At 49.1% G+C, this 17,586-nt stretch carries 18 protein-coding genes; 3 read left to right on the forward strand and 15 right to left on the reverse strand.

What is annotated here, in order from left to right:
• Nucleotides 1-11 precede the first annotated feature (11 nt).
• The gene (bioB, locus tag AT746_RS09880; protein ID WP_062479844.1) at nt 12-1,061 is read right to left on the reverse strand and encodes a biotin synthase BioB; all 1,050 of its coding nucleotides are present in this window, start codon (nt 1,059-1,061) and stop codon (nt 12-14) included.
• 104 nt (nt 1,062-1,165) lie between these two features.
• On the opposite strand from bioB, the gene bioA reads away from it, so the two are divergent.
• Nucleotides 1,166-2,434 carry an adenosylmethionine--8-amino-7-oxononanoate transaminase gene (gene bioA, locus AT746_RS09885; protein WP_062479846.1) on the forward strand — a complete coding sequence of 423 codons (1,269 nt, stop codon included), beginning with the start codon at nt 1,166-1,168 and terminating at the stop codon, nt 2,432-2,434.
• Between the two features lie 25 nt (nt 2,435-2,459).
• Here bioA and AT746_RS09890 read toward each other — a convergent pair whose 3' ends face one another.
• On the reverse strand, nt 2,460-2,849 hold the full coding sequence (locus AT746_RS09890) for a hypothetical protein (protein ID WP_062479848.1): 390 nt from the start codon (nt 2,847-2,849) through the stop codon (nt 2,460-2,462).
• Between the two features lie 192 nt (nt 2,850-3,041).
• Here AT746_RS09890 and asnS point away from each other — a divergent pair, with 192 nt between their 5' ends.
• On the forward strand, nt 3,042-4,439 hold the full coding sequence (gene asnS / locus AT746_RS09895) for an asparagine--tRNA ligase (protein WP_062479850.1): 1,398 nt from the start codon (nt 3,042-3,044) through the stop codon (nt 4,437-4,439).
• A 108-nt stretch (nt 4,440-4,547) separates the two neighbouring features.
• Here asnS and AT746_RS09900 read toward each other — a convergent pair whose 3' ends face one another.
• The 4 genes from AT746_RS09900 to AT746_RS09905 form a co-directional block, all read right to left on the reverse strand.
• Complete coding sequence (locus tag AT746_RS09900) at nt 4,548-5,009, reverse strand: hypothetical protein (RefSeq protein ID WP_062479852.1); 462 nt, start codon at nt 5,007-5,009, stop codon at nt 4,548-4,550.
• Nucleotides 5,010-5,053: 44 nt separating this feature from the next.
• Nucleotides 5,054-5,746, reverse strand: a complete 693-nt coding sequence (locus AT746_RS19825; protein ID WP_156413666.1) for a hypothetical protein — start codon at nt 5,744-5,746, stop codon at nt 5,054-5,056.
• Between the two features lie 56 nt (nt 5,747-5,802).
• Nucleotides 5,803-6,117, reverse strand: coding sequence for a hypothetical protein (locus AT746_RS19645; protein WP_082633221.1), 315 nt, complete (start codon nt 6,115-6,117; stop codon nt 5,803-5,805).
• 67 nt (nt 6,118-6,184) lie between these two features.
• Entirely contained in the window at nt 6,185-6,739 is a 555-nt protein-coding gene (locus tag AT746_RS09905; protein WP_062479854.1) for an NAD(P)H nitroreductase, read from the reverse strand.
• Nucleotides 6,740-6,893: 154 nt separating this feature from the next.
• On the opposite strand from AT746_RS09905, the gene AT746_RS19830 reads away from it, so the two are divergent.
• Nucleotides 6,894-7,052, forward strand: a complete 159-nt coding sequence (locus AT746_RS19830) for a hypothetical protein (RefSeq protein WP_156413667.1) — start codon at nt 6,894-6,896, stop codon at nt 7,050-7,052.
• Here AT746_RS19830 and pyrF read toward each other — a convergent pair.
• From pyrF to gyrA, 9 genes are all read right to left on the reverse strand, one after another.
• Nucleotides 7,049-7,750: an orotidine-5'-phosphate decarboxylase gene (gene pyrF, locus AT746_RS09910; protein WP_062479856.1), complete on the reverse strand. Its 702-nt coding sequence runs from the start codon at nt 7,748-7,750 to the stop codon at nt 7,049-7,051. The two genes, AT746_RS19830 and pyrF, sit on opposite strands and share 4 nt — an antisense overlap.
• Nucleotides 7,751-8,920 carry a lipopolysaccharide assembly protein LapB gene (lapB, locus tag AT746_RS09915; protein ID WP_062479858.1) on the reverse strand — a complete coding sequence of 390 codons (1,170 nt, stop codon included), beginning with the start codon at nt 8,918-8,920 and terminating at the stop codon, nt 7,751-7,753.
• Between the two features lie 5 nt (nt 8,921-8,925).
• On the reverse strand, nt 8,926-9,180 hold the full coding sequence (locus tag AT746_RS09920) for a lipopolysaccharide assembly protein LapA domain-containing protein (RefSeq protein WP_062479859.1): 255 nt from the start codon (nt 9,178-9,180) through the stop codon (nt 8,926-8,928).
• A gap of 136 nt (nt 9,181-9,316) precedes the next feature.
• The gene (ihfB, locus tag AT746_RS09925; protein ID WP_062479861.1) at nt 9,317-9,607 is read right to left on the reverse strand and encodes an integration host factor subunit beta; all 291 of its coding nucleotides are present in this window, start codon (nt 9,605-9,607) and stop codon (nt 9,317-9,319) included.
• Nucleotides 9,608-9,676: 69 nt separating this feature from the next.
• A complete protein-coding gene (gene rpsA, locus AT746_RS09930) occupies nt 9,677-11,350 on the reverse strand; it encodes a 30S ribosomal protein S1 (RefSeq protein ID WP_062479863.1) in 1,674 nt (557 codons plus the stop codon).
• Between the two features lie 104 nt (nt 11,351-11,454).
• Nucleotides 11,455-12,135 carry a (d)CMP kinase gene (cmk, locus tag AT746_RS09935; protein ID WP_062484119.1) on the reverse strand — a complete coding sequence of 227 codons (681 nt, stop codon included), beginning with the start codon at nt 12,133-12,135 and terminating at the stop codon, nt 11,455-11,457.
• A 136-nt stretch (nt 12,136-12,271) separates the two neighbouring features.
• Nucleotides 12,272-13,555: a 3-phosphoshikimate 1-carboxyvinyltransferase gene (gene aroA, locus AT746_RS09940; protein WP_062479865.1), complete on the reverse strand. Its 1,284-nt coding sequence runs from the start codon at nt 13,553-13,555 to the stop codon at nt 12,272-12,274.
• Nucleotides 13,555-14,640 carry a 3-phosphoserine/phosphohydroxythreonine transaminase gene (gene serC / locus AT746_RS09945; protein WP_062479868.1) on the reverse strand — a complete coding sequence of 362 codons (1,086 nt, stop codon included), beginning with the start codon at nt 14,638-14,640 and terminating at the stop codon, nt 13,555-13,557. The genes aroA and serC overlap by 1 nt, the downstream gene beginning before the upstream one ends.
• Before the next feature lie 146 nt (nt 14,641-14,786).
• The gene (gyrA, locus tag AT746_RS09950) at nt 14,787-17,483 is read right to left on the reverse strand and encodes a DNA topoisomerase (ATP-hydrolyzing) subunit A (RefSeq protein WP_062479870.1); all 2,697 of its coding nucleotides are present in this window, start codon (nt 17,481-17,483) and stop codon (nt 14,787-14,789) included.
• Nucleotides 17,484-17,586 lie beyond the last annotated feature (103 nt).

The raw sequence follows: 17,586 nt of genomic DNA on the forward strand, positions 1-17,586 counted from the left end.
GATCAGCCAGTTCAGACACTGGCATCATAGAAAAGTGCGTCGGTTTTCTGGCTGTTCAGAGTATCTATCAGCACCGCTTCATGGGCTTCATCGGAATACTCCCTGCTGCGCTCGGTATTAATGCCAAGTTTGTTAAACAGCCTGACATCAGAGTCTTCTTCGGGGTTGGATGTGGTCAGCAGCTTGCAGCCGTAAAAAATCGAGTTGGCGCCGGCAAAAAAGCACAGTGCCTGCATCTGTTCATTCATGGCTTCACGACCGGCAGAAAGCCGAACATGGCTTTTGGGCATCATAATACGGGCGACGGCAATGGTGCGGATAAATTCAAAGTCATCCAGATCTTCTACCTGATCCAGCGGCGTTCCCTCAACCTTAACCAGCATATTGATCGGGACGCTTTCAGGTTGTTGTTCAAGATTGGCCAGTTGTACTAACAGGCCCGCTCTGTCATTGGCGCTTTCACCCATACCAACGATACCGCCGGAACATACATTCATGCCTGCAGAGCGCACGTTATCCAGCGTGTCCAGACGATCCTGATAAGTCCGGGTGCTGATGATTTCACCGTAAAACTCCGGTGAGGTGTCCAGATTATGATTGTAGTAATCCAGACCGGCGTCTTTTAACATCATCGCCTGCTCGCGGCTGAGCATACCCAGGGTCATACAGGTTTCCAGACCCAGCGCCTTGACCCCTTTAATCATTTCCATCACATAAGGCATATCCCGGTCTTTTGGGTTACGCCAGGCGGCCCCCATGCAAAAACGGGTAGAGCCAGCCTGTTTGGCTTCCTTGGCCCGCTCAAGCACCTTTTCCACTTCCATCAGCCGCTCTTTCTCCAGCCCGGTATCATAACGGGCACTTTGTGGGCAGTATTTACAATCCTCAGGGCAGGCACCGGTTTTAATCGACAGCAAGGTACTGACCTGCACTTCATTGGGATTAAAATGCTGACGGTGAACCATCTGTGCCTGGAATAACAGGTCATTAAAGGGCAACGCGAAAAGCTTACGTACTTCTGCCGTTGTCCAGTCGTGGCGGATTTGTGCTGATGCCTGCATGGGGATTCCTTTACTTCAAAATTTAGCTCCAGTAGTCTAAGCGCGAGCCCTGAGTTGTCAACTTGTTTCATTCTTTTAACTTTACATCTGGTTAAATAATAATCATGGATTTATCTTTCGATCAGCGCCATATCTGGCATCCTTATACCTCAGCCATTAATCCACTGCCTTGTTATCCGGTTGCCCGGGCAGAAGGTGTATATATTGAATTAGAAAGCGGTGAAAAACTGATCGACGGCATGGCCTCCTGGTGGGCGGCGATCCATGGTTACAACCACCCTCAGCTGAATCAGGCTGCACATCAGCAAATCGACAACATGGCCCATGTGATGTTTGGCGGCCTGACCCATGAACCTGCAATTTCCTTGTGTAGAAAACTTATTGAACTCACCCCGGATGGCCTGGAACGGGTATTCCTGGCAGATTCCGGCTCGGTTTCTGTGGAAGTGGCAATGAAGATGGCACTGCAATTCTGGGCCTGTCAGGGCAATCAACATAAAAACCGCTTCTTAAGTCCGCGTAATGGCTACCACGGCGATACTTTCGCTGCCATGTCGGTGTGTGATCCAATCAATGGCATGCACAGTCTGTTTTCAGAGGTGCTCAGCCATCAGATCTTTGCACCGGCTCCGCAAACCCGTTTCGATCAGCTCTGGAATGAAGATGATATCGCGCCGCTGGCACAATTGATGGAGCAGCATCATCATCAGATTGCCGCCCTGATTCTGGAACCTGTGGTTCAGGGCGCAGGCGGCATGCGTATCTATCACCCGGAATATTTGCGTCGTTGTCGTCAGCTATGTGATGAATATGATGTGCTGTTGATTTGCGATGAGATCGCTACCGGTTTTGGCCGCACCGGCAAGCTGTTTGCCTGCGAACATGCCCAGATCAGCCCGGATATTCTGTGTCTGGGTAAGGCGCTGACCGGCGGTTATATGACCCTGGCAGCTACCCTGTGCAGTGAAGATGTGGCTATGGGGGTGTGTCAGGGCAGCCCCGGCGTGTTTATGCACGGCCCCACCTATATGGGGAATCCGCTGGCTTGTGCGGTGGCCAATGCCAGTCTGGATATTATTGCCCAGGGCAGCTGGCAACAGCAGGTTACGGATATTGAAACACAGCTTAAACAGCAACTGCTGCCACTGGCAGAGCTCGATGCCGTTGCCGATACCAGAGTGCTAGGTGCAATCGGTGTAGTCGAAACCCATCATCCGGTGGATGTGGCCAGAATTCAGCAACATTTTGTGCGCCAGGGCGTATGGATCCGCCCCTTTGGTAAACTGGTGTATATCATGCCGCCTTATATTATTTCGCCGGAGCAGCTTGAACGTCTTATTGGTGCTATCCAGACCGCGTTGCAAAATCACTAGGGCCTGTTTATCTTCCATATTCGTCTCAGATAAACTCCCATATCAGCCACAGCAGGCTGGCCAGAGTACCGATAAACAGAAAAAACAGATTCAGCCACAGCCCGTCATTGCGACGGCGGGCTCGTTTTGCTCTGATGATCAGAGCCGCGACACTGAGCAGGAAACAACCTCCCAGCAGCAGCAACAATATCAGCGTCATGGGCGCATCCCAGAAGTCCCGGCTGTTGACATTTTTATAGTCGAAAAAGCCGGGGGAAATCTCCGGGCGGGCATAATGAAATACCAGCATGGCAATGACAAACAGACACCAGCCCAATATCACGCCAATACTGAGAACACGGTACAAGGTGTCTTTTTTTGCCGGAGTATGACGGCGATCGACGCCGTCCCAGTGGTTATCTTCTTTATTCATCATGGATTTTGCTTGAGTCTGCCAGCCAGCCAAGTAAGATTACAGGCCTTATCCGGCACAGGTGCGAACATCTTATATTCTACCCGTGTCTGAGATAACCTGAAATATTACCATTTGATAAAATTTTTCAGAATTTTCAAATAATTATAGAACATATTAGCAGGATCCCTGCGCGGGATCGCACGGAGAGGTTAGATGGCGCATACCCCAGTAGTTGATATTCTCAAGGGTCAGCACGCACAAGGTGCAACAGTAACGGTAAAAGGCTGGGTTCGTACCCGCCGTGATTCTAAAGCCGGACTGTCTTTTATTGCCCTGCATGATGGCAGTTGTTTCGATCCTGTTCAGGTGATTGCCCTCAATAATCTGGAGAATTATCAGCAGGTGCAAAAACTGACCACAGGATGTTCGGTTGCCGTTACCGGCACGGTGAAAGCCTCAGAAGGACAAGGTCAGGCGCTTGAGATTGAAGCGACACAGATAGAGGTGTTGGGCTGGGTAGAAAATCCTGATACTTACCCGATGGCGGCAAAACGTCACAGTGTGGAGTTTTTGCGCGAACATGCGCACCTGCGCCCCCGTACTAATGTGATAGGTGCAGTGACCCGTATTCGTAACTGTTTGTCACAGGCCATTCATCGCTTTTTCCATGAGCGCGGCTATTTCTGGATCAGCACCCCTATTGTTACCGCCAGCGACTGTGAAGGTGCAGGAGAAATGTTCAGGGTGTCGACCCTGGATATGCTTAACCTGCCTAAGGATGACAAAGGTCAGGTGGATTTTTCTCAGGATTTCTTCGGTAAAGAAGCCTTTTTGACTGTGTCCGGGCAGTTAAACGTAGAAACCTTTGCCTGTGCCATGTCTAAGGTTTACACCTTTGGGCCCACATTCAGGGCAGAAAACTCCAATACCAGCCGCCATCTTGCTGAATTCTGGATGATTGAACCTGAAGTGGCCTTTGCCGATCTCAGTGATATCGCCCACCTGGCTGAAGATATGCTCAAGTACGTGTTCAAAGCCGTACTCGAAGAGCGTGCTGATGATATGGCCTTTTTTGCTCAGCGCATTAATAAGGATGCTATCAGCCGCCTGGAAAAAGTAATTGATCAGGATTTTGTGCGCATGGACTACACCGACGCCATTAATATCCTGCAAAAATCCGGTAAGAAATTTGAATTCCCGGTGGCCTGGGGTGTGGATCTGTCCTCCGAGCACGAACGCTATCTTGCCGAGGAGCATGTGGGTGCGCCAATCATTATGCAGAACTACCCCAAAGACATTAAAGCCTTCTATATGCGTATCAACGACGATAATAAAACCGTAGCCGCCATGGACGTACTGGCGCCCGGCATTGGTGAAATTATCGGTGGTTCACAGCGTGAAGAAAGACTGGATGTGTTTGACCGGCGCTTAGAAGAAATGGGCCTGGATAAGGAAGACTACAGCTGGTACCGCGATCTGCGCCGCTATGGCACTGTACCTCACTCCGGATTCGGACTGGGCTTTGAGCGCCTGGTAGCCTATGTGACCGGCATGCAGAACGTTCGGGATGTGATCCCCTTCCCGCGCACGCCAGGCAGCGCCAGCTACTGAGCTTTAAAAAAATACATAGAAAACCCAGTTCCTATGTTTCTAAGATAGAATATAAGCCCTGTTAAGGTTTTATTACACCGATAAACAACAGGGCTATATTTTTATAGGCTAAAAGCGATAACCAACGTTTATTATTAAATCCCTTATATCTTTGCTATCACCGTTTCCAACCGCATAACCCGCACCAACATAAAAGCCAGCCTTGTCTATTCCATTAAAATAATAACTGTAGTTTGCTGCTCCTCCATATATAACTTCTCTCTCGCCCATTACTGTTTCTTGGCCTACATTTCCAGCAAACAAGCCCACGGAATGCTTACTACTATTAAAAATATAGCCAGACTGAAAACCAACGCCAATACCACAATTGTCGACCAAATCCCCTTCGCGTAGGCGCCAACAACCAATTGAAGCATACCCTAATGTATGAGTATTACCATATCCTGCACTAGCACCAAAGCCACTTGTTTGTAACCCATACCCAGCACTAAAAAGCATCTCATCCGCATCTATTGATTGAGAAGAAAATAAAAACACCAACAATAAAACTAATTTACATGTATTTTTCATTACAGAATCCTTTGCCTAGTTATCTGATTAATTATTTTGTGTCTTTAAGGGATATCTCCACAGCTAGAGCAATCCTGTCCGCCGTTATAAAAAACAGAACCTATCTGTATCGTTTTTGAGTATGTTCCATCTGATATCCTTGCAGACACATTGTATATTCCATTGTATTGAGGGTAAGGAGTTTTTTGCGTTGATGTGCTTATCACTTTTTCCTCTCTATTCCAATATGTATTCAAGTAAACATAAGTGATTTTTGGTAGGCCATTTCCCTCTATACTGTTCTTTGAAAAGCTATCTATATTAGCAGATATATTGGTTGTTATTTTATTTCCTCCTGATATAGAATTCGCAGAGCCAGTGGGTAGTGTATGAATATATATCATCAATGATGAGCACTTTGTTGTAGCTTCATTAACTGTCCAAACCCAACCTAGTCCTCTAGCTGATGATGAGAAAGACATACTATAATATGCATTGCTATCAAGATTTGTTTGATCCGAACCCACATAACCAACTTCACTATTAAAAAAGTCTACGTATTCGTCAATCGGTGGAATTGAAAATGGGTAATCTCCTTTATATTGATGAGTTACGCCTATAGCAGCGTATTTAGGTCCTTCAGTTGTTAAATCTGTTGAAGTTCCCTCAACGCAACCTGCCGGAGGTTCTCCAGCAAAGCTCATAATAGAAATTGAATAGGCGGCAATTGTTAATAACACTACTTTTATATAATCCATATATAGTACGTTCCTAATAAATAAGTATTACAAATAAAGATTTTTACTCACTAAACTCAATTTACATTAACCTCCTTATTGTTTTCCCCACAAACAATGTTTTTTTCACCTATATGATAAAGATTATTGATTAATACGTAGCTGCCGGAAATAATTGCTGTACTGGGAAGTAAGATGGGAGTGAGTATGATGCCGCTAATCGAATAATAGCTATTGCTGTCTTTAGCGACATCCACAACTTTTAAGACTTTTCGATCAGAAGATAGCTCGCATGTTACAGTATTTGACTCTTCACTCTCGTTAACTGGAAGAGCAATACAACCAGAAACAATAACTGATAGGGAGAGAAAAAAGAGCCGAGACCATTGCATAGAGCTTCTTCCATTTGCTTATACATTAAGGATAATATGCTGCAAATCTTGAACAGTTACAAGACCGTCACTCATCCCAAAACTCGAAATACTGCAAACTGTCTTTAGGGGGGTTGGGCAAAGGTTTAGTAGCCGGTGTACCGAGATATAGAAAGCCCAGGATTTCATCCTGTTCGGCTAACTCAAGAGATTTTTTCACTTCTTCGTTTTGCGCATAGCTGCCGGTACGCCAGATCCCGCTAAAGTTCTGCGCCACCGCGGCCATTTGCATGGCATGCACGGCGCAGGACGTTGAGGCAATCTGCTCGATCCAGGGTACTTTGTCGTGCTCCTGATAGCGGCAGATTGCAATGACCACCATTGGCGCCCTTAACGGTAACTGAGGCGCCCTCTCGATATCTTTCTCTGACATATCAGTATTGATCGCCGCCAGCTCAAATACTTCGCCCAGTTTACGCAGCCCCTTGCCCTGACAAACGATAAAGCGCCAGGGTTTTAAGCCCATATGATCGGGGGCTCTGAGTGCTGCCTGCATAATATTTTCCAGCTCCTGGCCTTGTGGTGCAGGAGATTGTAATCTGGGTTGAGAAGAACGATTCAGTAACAGATCTAATGCTTGCATAAAGTGGGGTCCGGTTGGTCAGGAACTTCAGGCTAATAGCAATCCGCATAGAAAATGATTCACGCTGAGTTAGCAATTATCGATGTGGATTGGTATAAACATGCCATTACAATAGCTAAGAGTAAATATCCTATCCGTTATGGACTCAGATAAAGTGAGAAAAAACGGCAATCTTCACCGTCTTTTTGCAAAATCAGGGGGCAAAACTAATGATAAGACTGCCAGACTGATTAAAACCTTTGCCGAAGACGATCACAAACGTATCGCCAGGCTGATTCAGGCCTGGCTGAAAGAGGACGAAAAAAAGACCTAGCCCTGCTGCAACGACTGATTGATCTGATCCAGCGCCATCGCAGGATCTTCAGCCTGGGTAATGGGCCTGCCGATCACCATATAATCCACGCCAGCCTGTAATGCCTGCTGTGGCGTCATCACCCGCTGCTGATCGCCCTGCGCCGCACCTTTGGGCCTGATTCCCGGGGTGACCAGTTTAAAGTCTGTACCACATTGCTGTTTAAGAGTACGGGCTTCCTGTGCCGAACAGACTACCCCGTCGAGCCCGGAATGCTTTGCCAGCCCTGCCAGGTAACTCACCTGCTCAGCCGGTGACAGCCGGATGCCGGTCTCGGTTAAATCCTCTGCCGACATACTGGTCAGCACAGTAACGGCGATCAATATTGGCCTGTCATCGCCAAATTGCTGCAGGGCTTCGAGACTCTCTCTCATCATTTTGCTGCCGCCACTGGCATGCACATTGACCATCCATACACCGAGCTCTGCCGCTGCGATGCAGGCCCTGCCTACCGTGGTGGGAATATCGTGAAATTTCAGATCCAGAAACACATCAAAATCCCGGGCTACAAGCTGTTTAACCAGGGCCGGGCCGAAATAGGTGAACATTTCTTTGCCGACTTTCAACCTGCATGATCTGGGATCGACACTGTCGGCAAAGCTCAGCGCCTTATGCTCACTATCAAAATCCAGCGCTACTACTACTTTTGCGTCGTTCATTTACTCTCCATCCAACCCTTTAATCGGCTTGACCACGCCCCACTTCTTACAGGAAGGGCACAACCAGTGAATTTTACGTCCGGAAAAACCGCAGGAAACGCAACGGTACTTGGGCCGTTGCTCAATTTGTTCGTGGATCAGTTCCTGCAGCATACTCAGGCTGAGCCCCACCTGCTCACCACCATCCTGCTGCTGATACTGGGAAATCAGCGTCTCGAAGCCTTTCATAGTAGGTTTTTCACGCAGTTGCCTGAGTAAAAATTCAGAGGCTTCCTGCAACTGTCCCTTTTTGGCCAATAATTTTGAGCGGGCCAGATAAGCAGTAGCACACTGCTGATAATAATCCTCCAGTAAAGCTTCAAATTCTGAGCTGTCGCCCAGCTTTTCAGAACACTCCTCCAATAATGGAACCGCTTCACTCAGCCAGGTAATATCCCTTATGGGTACCTCTTTAAGGTAAGTCTGAGCCTGCTGATAGTTTTGTTGAGTCATCGCCATTTTGCCTAATATCAACCAGGGACGAACAGCATGTTCATCAGACAATATGGCCTTTTGCAGGCATTTTTCAGCCTTTTCAAAATCCTGTTTCTTGAGGTAGATATCCGCCTGCTCACAGTAAAAATGGGAGACCCGTTCACACAACTCCAGGCTGTCACCATGACAATCCACCATCTTCTCCGCCAGTTCAATGGCCCGCTCCCACTCCTTAGTGCTTTGGTAGATATTAAACAGCTGCTGCTGGGCATCAAGAAAGTATTTTTCGCTGTCCAGTAACTGCAGAAACACCGACTCGGCCCGTTCCAGAAAGCCAGCCAGCAAATAATCCCGTCCCAGCTCCTTCAGGGCCTGTTGCTTCTGGGTGTCTGAAAGCAGTTCCTTGTCCACCAGGTTCTGATGCACCCGGATAGCCCTGTCCAACTCGCCACGATGACGAAAGAAGTTGCCCATGGCGATATGGGTTTCCACCGTATCGCTGTCAACATTGATCATTTTCATCAGGGTGTCGACGGCCTTATCAGGCTGATCGGAAAGCAGAAAGTTTAAACCACGGTAATAATGGCGGGAGAGGATGCTGGACTGTTTGCGCTGGGCCTGACGCACACTGTTGCGTCCCATCACCCAGCCATAGCCTGCGGCTACAGGCAAAAGCAGAAAGAGGAGTTCAAGCATAAGGCTCAGGAGCCCGGACTGGTATTAGCTACCCTGGCTCTGCGACGAACCTTGAGGCGGTACCCCATAAACCACAGCAGCCATATAGCCACGGTGACAGCGACACCACCGACAAAGCAGATAGCCATCAGTGCTGAAAGTGGCAACTGACTTTGCGCAATCAAGTAGTTGACCTGTACCAACTGGTCATTCTGTGCGCCCAATGCCAGGGCCAGCAAAAATACCAGCAAAGCAAGCAATAGAGCCAATATCAGTTTCAATGGAATCTCCTACAGGCCGCACAGCATAAGGTGTTAATGCACGGCAGGCAATACAGGTGTTTGATTATACCAATGAATTGCAAAGAAAAAAAAACGGCATTCTTAAAAAAGAATGCCGTTATTGATTCGGTAATGATTAATGGGTCATGCCGACATTCACTCTTTCCCTGAGTTCTTTACCGGGTTTGAAGTGCGGTACGTACTTCCCATCCAGTTTAACCGTTTCACCTGTCTTAGGATTACGCCCTACTCTGGGTGCCCGGTAATGCAAAGAAAAACTGCCAAAGCCGCGGATTTCAATTCGCTCCCCCTTTTGCAGGGTTTGCGCCATCTGTTCCAGCATTTCCTTTATTGCCAGCTCAACGTCCTTGGCAGGAATATGTTGAGACTGTTCGGCCAGTCTTTCGATTAATTCCGATTTGGTCATGGCAACCTCGTTGTCAAAGCCCTACAGTTACCGATGAAGTAAGGGAGACCAGAACGGCCTCCCGTCCTTTTACTCTTCGCCTTTGGCTGCTTTAAAGGCTTCTGCCATTGCACTGCCAAAGCCACCATCGTCCTGTTGGTTAACTTTTTCGATCGCTTCTTTTTCTTCCGCATGATCCTTCGCCTTCACAGACAAGCTGACCACCCGGTTCTTACGATCGACACCAACGAACTTGGCTTCAATATCTTCACCGACATTTACTACTTCAGAAGCATCGTCTACACGGTCACGCATCAAATCTGCTGCGCGGATGTAACCTTCAACTTCTTCAGCCAGTTCAACTGTTACGCCTTTGGCGTCTACAGCGGTAACCTTACCAACAACGATAGCACCTTTCTTGTTATCTGTCAGATACTTATTGAAAGGATCTTCTTCGATTTGTTTAACACCAAGAGAGATACGCTCACGCTCAGGATCAACCTGTAATACGATAGCGGAGATTTCATCGCCTTTCTTGAATTCACGCACGGCTTCTTCACCGGTCTTGTTCCAGGAAATATCGGACAGGTGAACCAGACCATCGATACCGCCATCCAGGCCGATAAAGATACCAAAGTCGGTAATAGACTTGATCTTGCCAGAGACTTTGTCGCCTTTATTGTGCGACTTGGCAAACTCTTCCCAGGGGTTAGGCTTGCACTGTTTCAGACCAAGAGAAATACGACGACGCTCTTCGTCGATTTCCAGCACCATAACTTCAACGGTATCACCCAGGTTAACAACCTTGGACGGGTGAATGTTCTTGTTAGTCCAGTCCATTTCAGATACGTGTACCAGACCTTCAACGCCATCTTCAATCTCAACGAAGCAACCGTAATCTGTCAGATTTGTAACCTGACCGCTCAGACGGGTACCTTCAGGATAACGCTCGGCGATTTCTGTCCACGGATCGCTGCCCATTTGCTTCATGCCAAGAGACACGCGGGACTTCTCACGATCAAACTTAAGCACCTTAACCTGAATTTCGTCGCCAACATTAACGATTTCACTGGGGTGCTTAACACGCTTCCAGGCCATATCTGTGATATGCAACAGGCCGTCTACACCACCTAAGTCAACAAAGGCACCGTAATCAGTCAGATTCTTAACGATACCTTTCACTTCCAGACCTTCTTCAAGGTTGGCCAGTAATTGTTCGCGTTCTGCACTGTTCTCAGCTTCAATAACAGCACGGCGGGAAACCACAACGTTGTTACGCTTGGCATCCAGCTTAATAACTTTAAATTCCAGCTCTTTGCCTTCCAGGTGAGTAGTATCACGCACAGGGCGTACATCCACCAAAGAACCTGGCAGGAAGGCACGTACGGCATTCACTTCAACCGTAAAGCCGCCTTTGACCTTACCATTGATCACACCAATGATAGTGGCTTTCTCATCATAGGCTTTTTCTAACTCAACCCAGGCTTCATGACGCTTGGCTTTCTCGCGAGACAGGATGGTTTCACCAAAGCCGTCTTCCACCGCATCCAGTGCCACATCAACAGTATCGCCAACAGCGATTTCCAGTTCGCCGTCAGCATTCTTGAACTGCTCGGCAGGAATGGCACTTTCAGACTTGAGACCCGCGTCTACCAGTACGATATCTTTATCTATAGCAACAACAGTACCTTTAACAATGGCACCGGGACGGGTTTCAAGTTGTTTTAAACTTTCTTCAAAAAGTTGAGCAAAATTTTCAGTCATAATTTGATTAATTTACATATTGACATCCACTCAGCACTCCCGCTAATGTGGGGTTGTTCGTATTGGCTCGTACCTTCCTGGCCCCGAGCAGTTTTTACCTGTTTTCAGCTGTTGTGGAGTTTCTTTTCTACAAATTCCACAACAGTATCAAGCACTTGCTCTACTGTCATTTGTGTAGAGTCAAGCACCAGCGCATCTTCAGCCGCCTTCAAAGGAGCGACAGAACGGTTCATATCCCGCTCATCCCGCGCTTTTATATCGGTCAAAAGGCGGTCAATGCTAACATCGCGCCCCTTATCTTTCAACTGCTTATAGCGCCGTCTGGCACGCTCTTCAGCACTTGCGGTAAGGAATATTTTTGCCTCCGCCGAGGGGAACACAACGGTGCCCATATCGCGCCCGTCAGCGACCAGCCCCGGATCTTCGCGAAAAGCCCGCTGGCGGCGCAACAACGCCTCCCGAACCCTTGGTAGCGAAGCCACTTGTGAGGCCAGTGCCCCCACTTCTTCGGTGCGGATGCTGTCACTGACATCTTCGCCCTCAAGAATAATGCGGGTCTGACCATCCTGTATATCAAAATTCACATCCAGTCCCGACGCCAGAGGCACAAGCCCGAGTTCGTCCTGGGCGTCAATCTGATGATGCACAGAGGCCACAGCCAATACACGATAGATAGCGCCACTGTCGAGAAAGTGCCAGCCAAGTCTGGCTGCCAGCATGGCACTGACGGTGCCCTTGCCTGCGCCACTCGGTCCGTCGATGGTAATGACAGCTGCTGATTGCATCTCTTCTCCCATATCTGTCTTGGCTAAAATCGCGCGCAATTATACGCCTTAGCCGCCGATAAGCAATTTAAGTAGAAGATAAAAGCGGAGTAAGCTGCTCTTACCCCGAATGTTTTTGCAGATTTAGTCAGAGTGCTCAATTGTGGCTGATGCTGGCCAGCTGCTGAAAATAATCCGGAAAGGTTTTCGCGGTGCAGCCCGGGTCATTAATAACCACCGCAGTATCACTCAGTGCGACCAGCGAAAAACACATGGCGATGCGATGATCGTTGTAGGTATCGATCTGTGCTTCTTTTAACTGCGCCGGCGGCGTGATTTCAATAAAATCATTACCTTCAACCACATGGGCACCCACTTTACGCAATTCAGTTGCCATCGCATGCAGCCTGTCAGTTTCCTTGACCCGCCAGTTATAGATGTTGCGGATAGCGGTGGTTCCCTGTGCAAACAACGCCGCAGTGGCTATGGTCATGGCGGCATCGGGAATGGCATTCATATCCATATCCACGGCATGTAAATTGCCCCGCTCCACTTCGATATAATCGGTTCCCCAATTAACCACCGCGCCCATGGCTTCCAGCACCGAGGCAAAATGTCTGTCACCCTGAATGCTGTCACGGCCGATACCTGTGACTCTGACTTTGCCCCCTTTAATTGCTGCGGCAGCAAGAAAATAGGACGCTGAAGAGGCATCTCCTTCCACCAGAAAAGTGCCGGGAGAGCGATAACGCTGATCTTTGGCAATAATAAAACGCTGATACTGGTGGTTTTCGACCCTCACACCAAATTTGGCCATGGTATCCAGGGTGATATCAATATAAGGTTTGGAGACCAGTTCACCGACAATCTCAATTTCCACCTCATCCTTTAACAGCGGGGCGGTCATCAGGATGGCGGTCAGAAATTGACTGGAAACGCTGCCATCCACCTGCACTTTGCCACCGGCTAATGCTTTACCGTTAATATTAAGGGGTGGAAAGCCGCTATTTTTCAGATAGCGAATGTCTGCACCGAGCTGAGTCAGTGCATCAACCAGTGCACCGATGGGACGCTCCTCCATTCTGGGTTCACCGGTCAGTTCAAACTGCCCGTCTGATAACGCCAGCGCTGCCGCCAGAGGGCGCATCGCCGTACCGGCATTGCCCAGAAACAGGCTTAAGGGCTCTGGTGCAGTAAAAGCCCCGCCCAGGCCTGTGACTTTACACTGAGTCTTATCGTCACTGAGCTGATAACTTACCCCTAACAGGGTCAAAGCCCTTAGCATATGGCGAATATCATCGCTGTCGAGCAAATTGGTCAGCAGGGTTTCACCCTCGGCCAGTGCTGCCAGCAACAAGGCTCTGTTTGACAGACTCTTGGAGCCGGGAAGATTAACTTCACCATCAATGCGATTAATGGGTTCGAGTCTGAGTTGTTCCATCAGCCCTTCCTCTTCTCAAAATCTTGCATAAAGGCAACCAGAGCCTGCACTCCGGCAACCGGCATGGCGTTATAGATACTTGCGCGCATACCTCCGACACTGCGATGCCCTGCCAGCGCGGTTAAACCGGCCTGTTCGGCCTGTTGCAGAAACAGCTTATCCAATGCGGGTTCCTGTAACTGAAAGGGCACGTTCATTCTGGAGCGGTAATCAGGGTGAATGGCGTTGATATAAAAATCAGAGTCATCGATACAGCCATATAACATTGCCGCTTTTTGCGCATTGCGCCGGTGCATCTCGGCGACACCGCCCTGCGTTTTCAGCCATTTAAATACCAGACCGGCCAGATACCAGGCAAAAGTAGGCGGGGTATTGAACATCGAGCCCTGCTCAGCCTGTAACTGGTAATCAAAAATAGAGGGCGTCTGCGCTCTGGCCTGACCCAGCAGGGCATCGTTAACGATGACCACAGATAAACCGGACGGGCCGATATTCTTTTGGGCACCGGCATAAATGAGACCAAAACGGGATACATCCAAAGGACCAGACAGGATAGTTGAAGACATATCAGCCACGATCGGCACATCACCGGTATCCGGAATCCCATCAATAGCAATGCCATCAACCGTTTCGTTCGGACAATAATGAAAATAGGCGGCATCCGCATCAAGATCCCAGCTACTGGCATCAGATACCCGCTTTAAGCCGTCCACCACCTGCACTTCAGCGACCCGATTGGGAGTCAGATATTTTTCCGCTTCAGCGAGCGCTGCAGCGGACCAGGAACCTGACACCAGATAATCGGCCCGCTGGCCTTGCCGGCTTAAATTCATGGGGACCGCTGAAAACTGCCCTCGGCCACCACCGTGGGTAAAGAGCACACGGTAATCATCAGGAATACCCAGTAGCTCCCGCAAATCCGCCTCGGCCTGCTGCGCCACATCCACAAAGGCTTTGCTGCGATGGCTCAGTTCCATCACGGAACAGCCATGGCCCTGCCAGTCGAGTAATTCTTCTTTGGCCTGCTCCATTACCGGCTCCGGTAACATGGCAGGGCCGGCACAAAAATTATACACCTTGCTCATTGATACTCTCATACACACAAACGAGCGGTCTTATAAGACCGCCCGTTTAAATACCCAAGCCACATCAAAATACGAATCTGAGGTTACCTGGGTATATACCTATTTAAGAGGATGTAACCTTCTTAGCGAGGCTTAATTCCTCCGGCTCAATCTTCTGTCGTTATTGTGCCGTCGTTGTTATCAGCATCGGTTTCGGTTTGCTCACTCTGCTGCCCCTCTGTTTGTAAGCCTTCTTCCTCAGCCAGGGCATCAGAGGCATCTACCTCTTCTATTCGTTGTAAGCCGACCACATGTTCATTTTCACCGGTACGGATCAGGCGCACGCCCTGCGTATTACGGCCTACCGTTGACACTTCAGATACCCGGGTGCGCACTAATGTGCCCTGGTCACTGATCAACATAATCTCGTCGGATTCATCAACCTGCACTGCGCCGACTACTGCGCCGTTGCGCTCGGAGACTTTAATAGAGACAACACCCTGTGTGGCACGGCTCTTGGCCGGGTAGTCCTCCAGTGGCGTACGTTTACCGAAACCATTCTCCGTCACAGTCAGCACCGCACCGTCACCCTGGGGCACGATAAGAGAAACCACTTTCTGGTTATCCTGCAGGCGGATACCCCGCACCCCGGTTGCCGTGCGTCCCATTGGCCTTAAGGCCAGGATTTCATCACCGCTTTCGGGGTCGATTTTGACCTGACCGGTTTCGGAGTCACGCACTTTTTCATTGAAGCGCACCACTTTGCCGGCATCAGAAAACAGCATGATATCGCTCTGACCGTCGGTCAGCGCCACACCGATCAGCTCATCGCCATCATTCAGGTTAACCGCAATAATACCGCTGGCACGTGGGCGGGAATACTGACTGAGCTCAGTCTTTTTCACCGTACCAAAGGCTGTGGCCATCAGTACATATCTGTCGTCCACAAACTCGCTGATAGGCAGCATGGCGGTGATACGTTCGTTTTCTTCAAGCGGCAGAATATTCACTATCGGCCGCCCTCTGGCATTACGTCCGGCCAGTGGTAAACGATAGGTTTTAATCCAGTACAAACGGCCACGGGTAGAAAAGCACAGAATATAATCGTGAGTATTGGCGACCAATAATTTATTGATGAAATCTTCATCTTTCATTTTGGTCGCAGACTTGCCTTTACCGCCACGTTTCTGGGCCTCGTAGTCGGCCAGACGCTGATACTTCACGTAGCCTTCGTGAGACAAGGTCACTACCACCTCTTCACGTTCGATCAGATCTTCGATATCGATATCATGGCTGGCGGCGGTGATCTCAGTACGGCGCTCGTCGCCGTATTCATCACGGATTTTTTCAAGCTCTTCGCGAATCACTTCCATCAGGCGTTCGGGACTGGCAAGGATATGCATCAGCTCGGCGATAAGCTCCAGCAGTTCTTTATACTCAGCCAGGATCTTGTCATGTTCAAGACCCGTCAGTTTATGCAGACGCAATTCCAGAATCGCCTGGGCCTGAGCTTCGGTGAGATAATACTGACCATCACGAATACCGAATTCCGGCTCAAGCCAGTCTGGGCGTGCCGCATCCACCCCGGCTCTTTCCAGCATATCGGCCACATCGCCCAGGGCCCAGCCCTGCGCCACCAGAGAGGCTTTGGCATCAGCGGGGCTTTGTGAGGCCTTGATCAGTGCGATAATCGGGTCGATATTGGCCAGAGCCACCGCCAGCCCTTCGAGGATATGGGCACGGTCTCTGGCTTTGCGCAGTTCAAATACGGTACGGCGGGTCACTACTTCACGGCGGTGCAATACGAAGCATTCGAGGATTTCTTTAAGATTAAAAATCTTCGGCTGGGTGTTATCCAGCGCCACCATATTGATACCAAACACTGTCTGCAACTGAGTCTGGGCGTAAAGGTGATTTAACAGGACTTCTGCCGACTCGTTGCGTTTTACCTCAACGACGATACGCATACCGTCTTTATCCGACTCATCACGCAGCGCCGAGATGCCTTCAATCTTCTTCTCTTTAACCAGCTCGGCAATCTTTTCAATCAGACGGGCCTTGTTGACCTGATAAGGGATCTCATTGACGATAATGGTTTCTTTACCATTGTCTTCAGTTTCTATCTCCGCCTTGGCCCTGAGATAGATGCGGCCACGACCGGTACGATAGGCTTCTTCTATGCCCTTGCGGCCACTGATCATGGCGGCTGTAGGGAAATCCGGCCCGGGAATATACTGCATCAGTTCTTCGATACTGATATCCGGGTTATTGATCAGCGCGATACAACCGGTAATCACTTCGGTGAGGTTATGGGGCGGAATATTGGTCGCCATACCTACGGCGATACCGGAGGAGCCATTCACCAGCAGATTCGGGACTTTGGTCGGCAGGACCTCTGGGATATGTTCGGTACCGTCATAGTTAGGTACAAAATTGACCGTTTCTTTTTCCAGATCGGCCAGTAACTCATGGGATATCTTGGCCATGCGCACTTCGGTATAACGCATTGCCGCTGCTGAGTCGCCGTCTACCGAACCGAAGTTACCCTGACCATCGACCAGCATATAACGCAGGGAAAAAGGCTGGGCCATACGCACAATAGTGTCATATACCGCAGAATCACCATGGGGGTGATATTTACCTATGACGTCCCCGACCACACGGGCTGATTTCTTATACGGCTTGTTAAAGTCGTTTTTCAGCTCATTCATGGCAAACAGCACACGTCTGTGCACCGGCTTCAGTCCATCGCGAACATCAGGCAAAGCCCGGCCCACGATAACGCTCATAGCATAATCCAGATAAGAGCTTTTCAGCTCATCTTCAATATTAATGGGGAGAATTTCTTTGGCGCGATCAGTCATATACAGCCCTGTTCCCTTTTTTATAATCTACATCTTCCGGTCTTGACTTCAGCAAATGCCGTTAACAGGTTCCGGTAAATTTATTGGTTTCGTTTAGGGTTTT

This window comes from Lacimicrobium alkaliphilum (assembly GCF_001466725.1).
GTDB lineage: Bacteria > Pseudomonadota > Gammaproteobacteria > Enterobacterales > Alteromonadaceae > Lacimicrobium > Lacimicrobium alkaliphilum_B.

Coding starts and splice junctions, on each gene's coding strand:
- bioB (WP_062479844.1), bottom strand. CDS start 1,061: ATGCAGGCATCAGCACAAATCCGCCACGACTGGACAACGGCAGAAGTA.
- bioA (WP_062479846.1), top strand. CDS start 1,166: ATGGATTTATCTTTCGATCAGCGCCATATCTGGCATCCTTATACCTCA.
- AT746_RS09890 (WP_062479848.1), bottom strand. CDS start 2,849: ATGATGAATAAAGAAGATAACCACTGGGACGGCGTCGATCGCCGTCAT.
- asnS (WP_062479850.1), top strand. CDS start 3,042: ATGGCGCATACCCCAGTAGTTGATATTCTCAAGGGTCAGCACGCACAA.
- AT746_RS09900 (WP_062479852.1), bottom strand. CDS start 5,009: ATGAAAAATACATGTAAATTAGTTTTATTGTTGGTGTTTTTATTTTCT.
- AT746_RS19825 (WP_156413666.1), bottom strand. CDS start 5,746: ATGGATTATATAAAAGTAGTGTTATTAACAATTGCCGCCTATTCAATT.
- AT746_RS19645 (WP_082633221.1), bottom strand. CDS start 6,117: ATGCAATGGTCTCGGCTCTTTTTTCTCTCCCTATCAGTTATTGTTTCT.
- AT746_RS09905 (WP_062479854.1), bottom strand. CDS start 6,739: ATGCAAGCATTAGATCTGTTACTGAATCGTTCTTCTCAACCCAGATTA.
- pyrF (WP_062479856.1), bottom strand. CDS start 7,750: ATGAACGACGCAAAAGTAGTAGTAGCGCTGGATTTTGATAGTGAGCAT.
- lapB (WP_062479858.1), bottom strand. CDS start 8,920: ATGCTTGAACTCCTCTTTCTGCTTTTGCCTGTAGCCGCAGGCTATGGC.
- ihfB (WP_062479861.1), bottom strand. CDS start 9,607: ATGACCAAATCGGAATTAATCGAAAGACTGGCCGAACAGTCTCAACAT.
- rpsA (WP_062479863.1), bottom strand. CDS start 11,350: ATGACTGAAAATTTTGCTCAACTTTTTGAAGAAAGTTTAAAACAACTT.
- cmk (WP_062484119.1), bottom strand. CDS start 12,135: ATGCAATCAGCAGCTGTCATTACCATCGACGGACCGAGTGGCGCAGGC.
- aroA (WP_062479865.1), bottom strand. CDS start 13,555: ATGGAACAACTCAGACTCGAACCCATTAATCGCATTGATGGTGAAGTT.
- serC (WP_062479868.1), bottom strand. CDS start 14,640: ATGAGCAAGGTGTATAATTTTTGTGCCGGCCCTGCCATGTTACCGGAG.
- gyrA (WP_062479870.1), bottom strand. CDS start 17,483: ATGACTGATCGCGCCAAAGAAATTCTCCCCATTAATATTGAAGATGAG.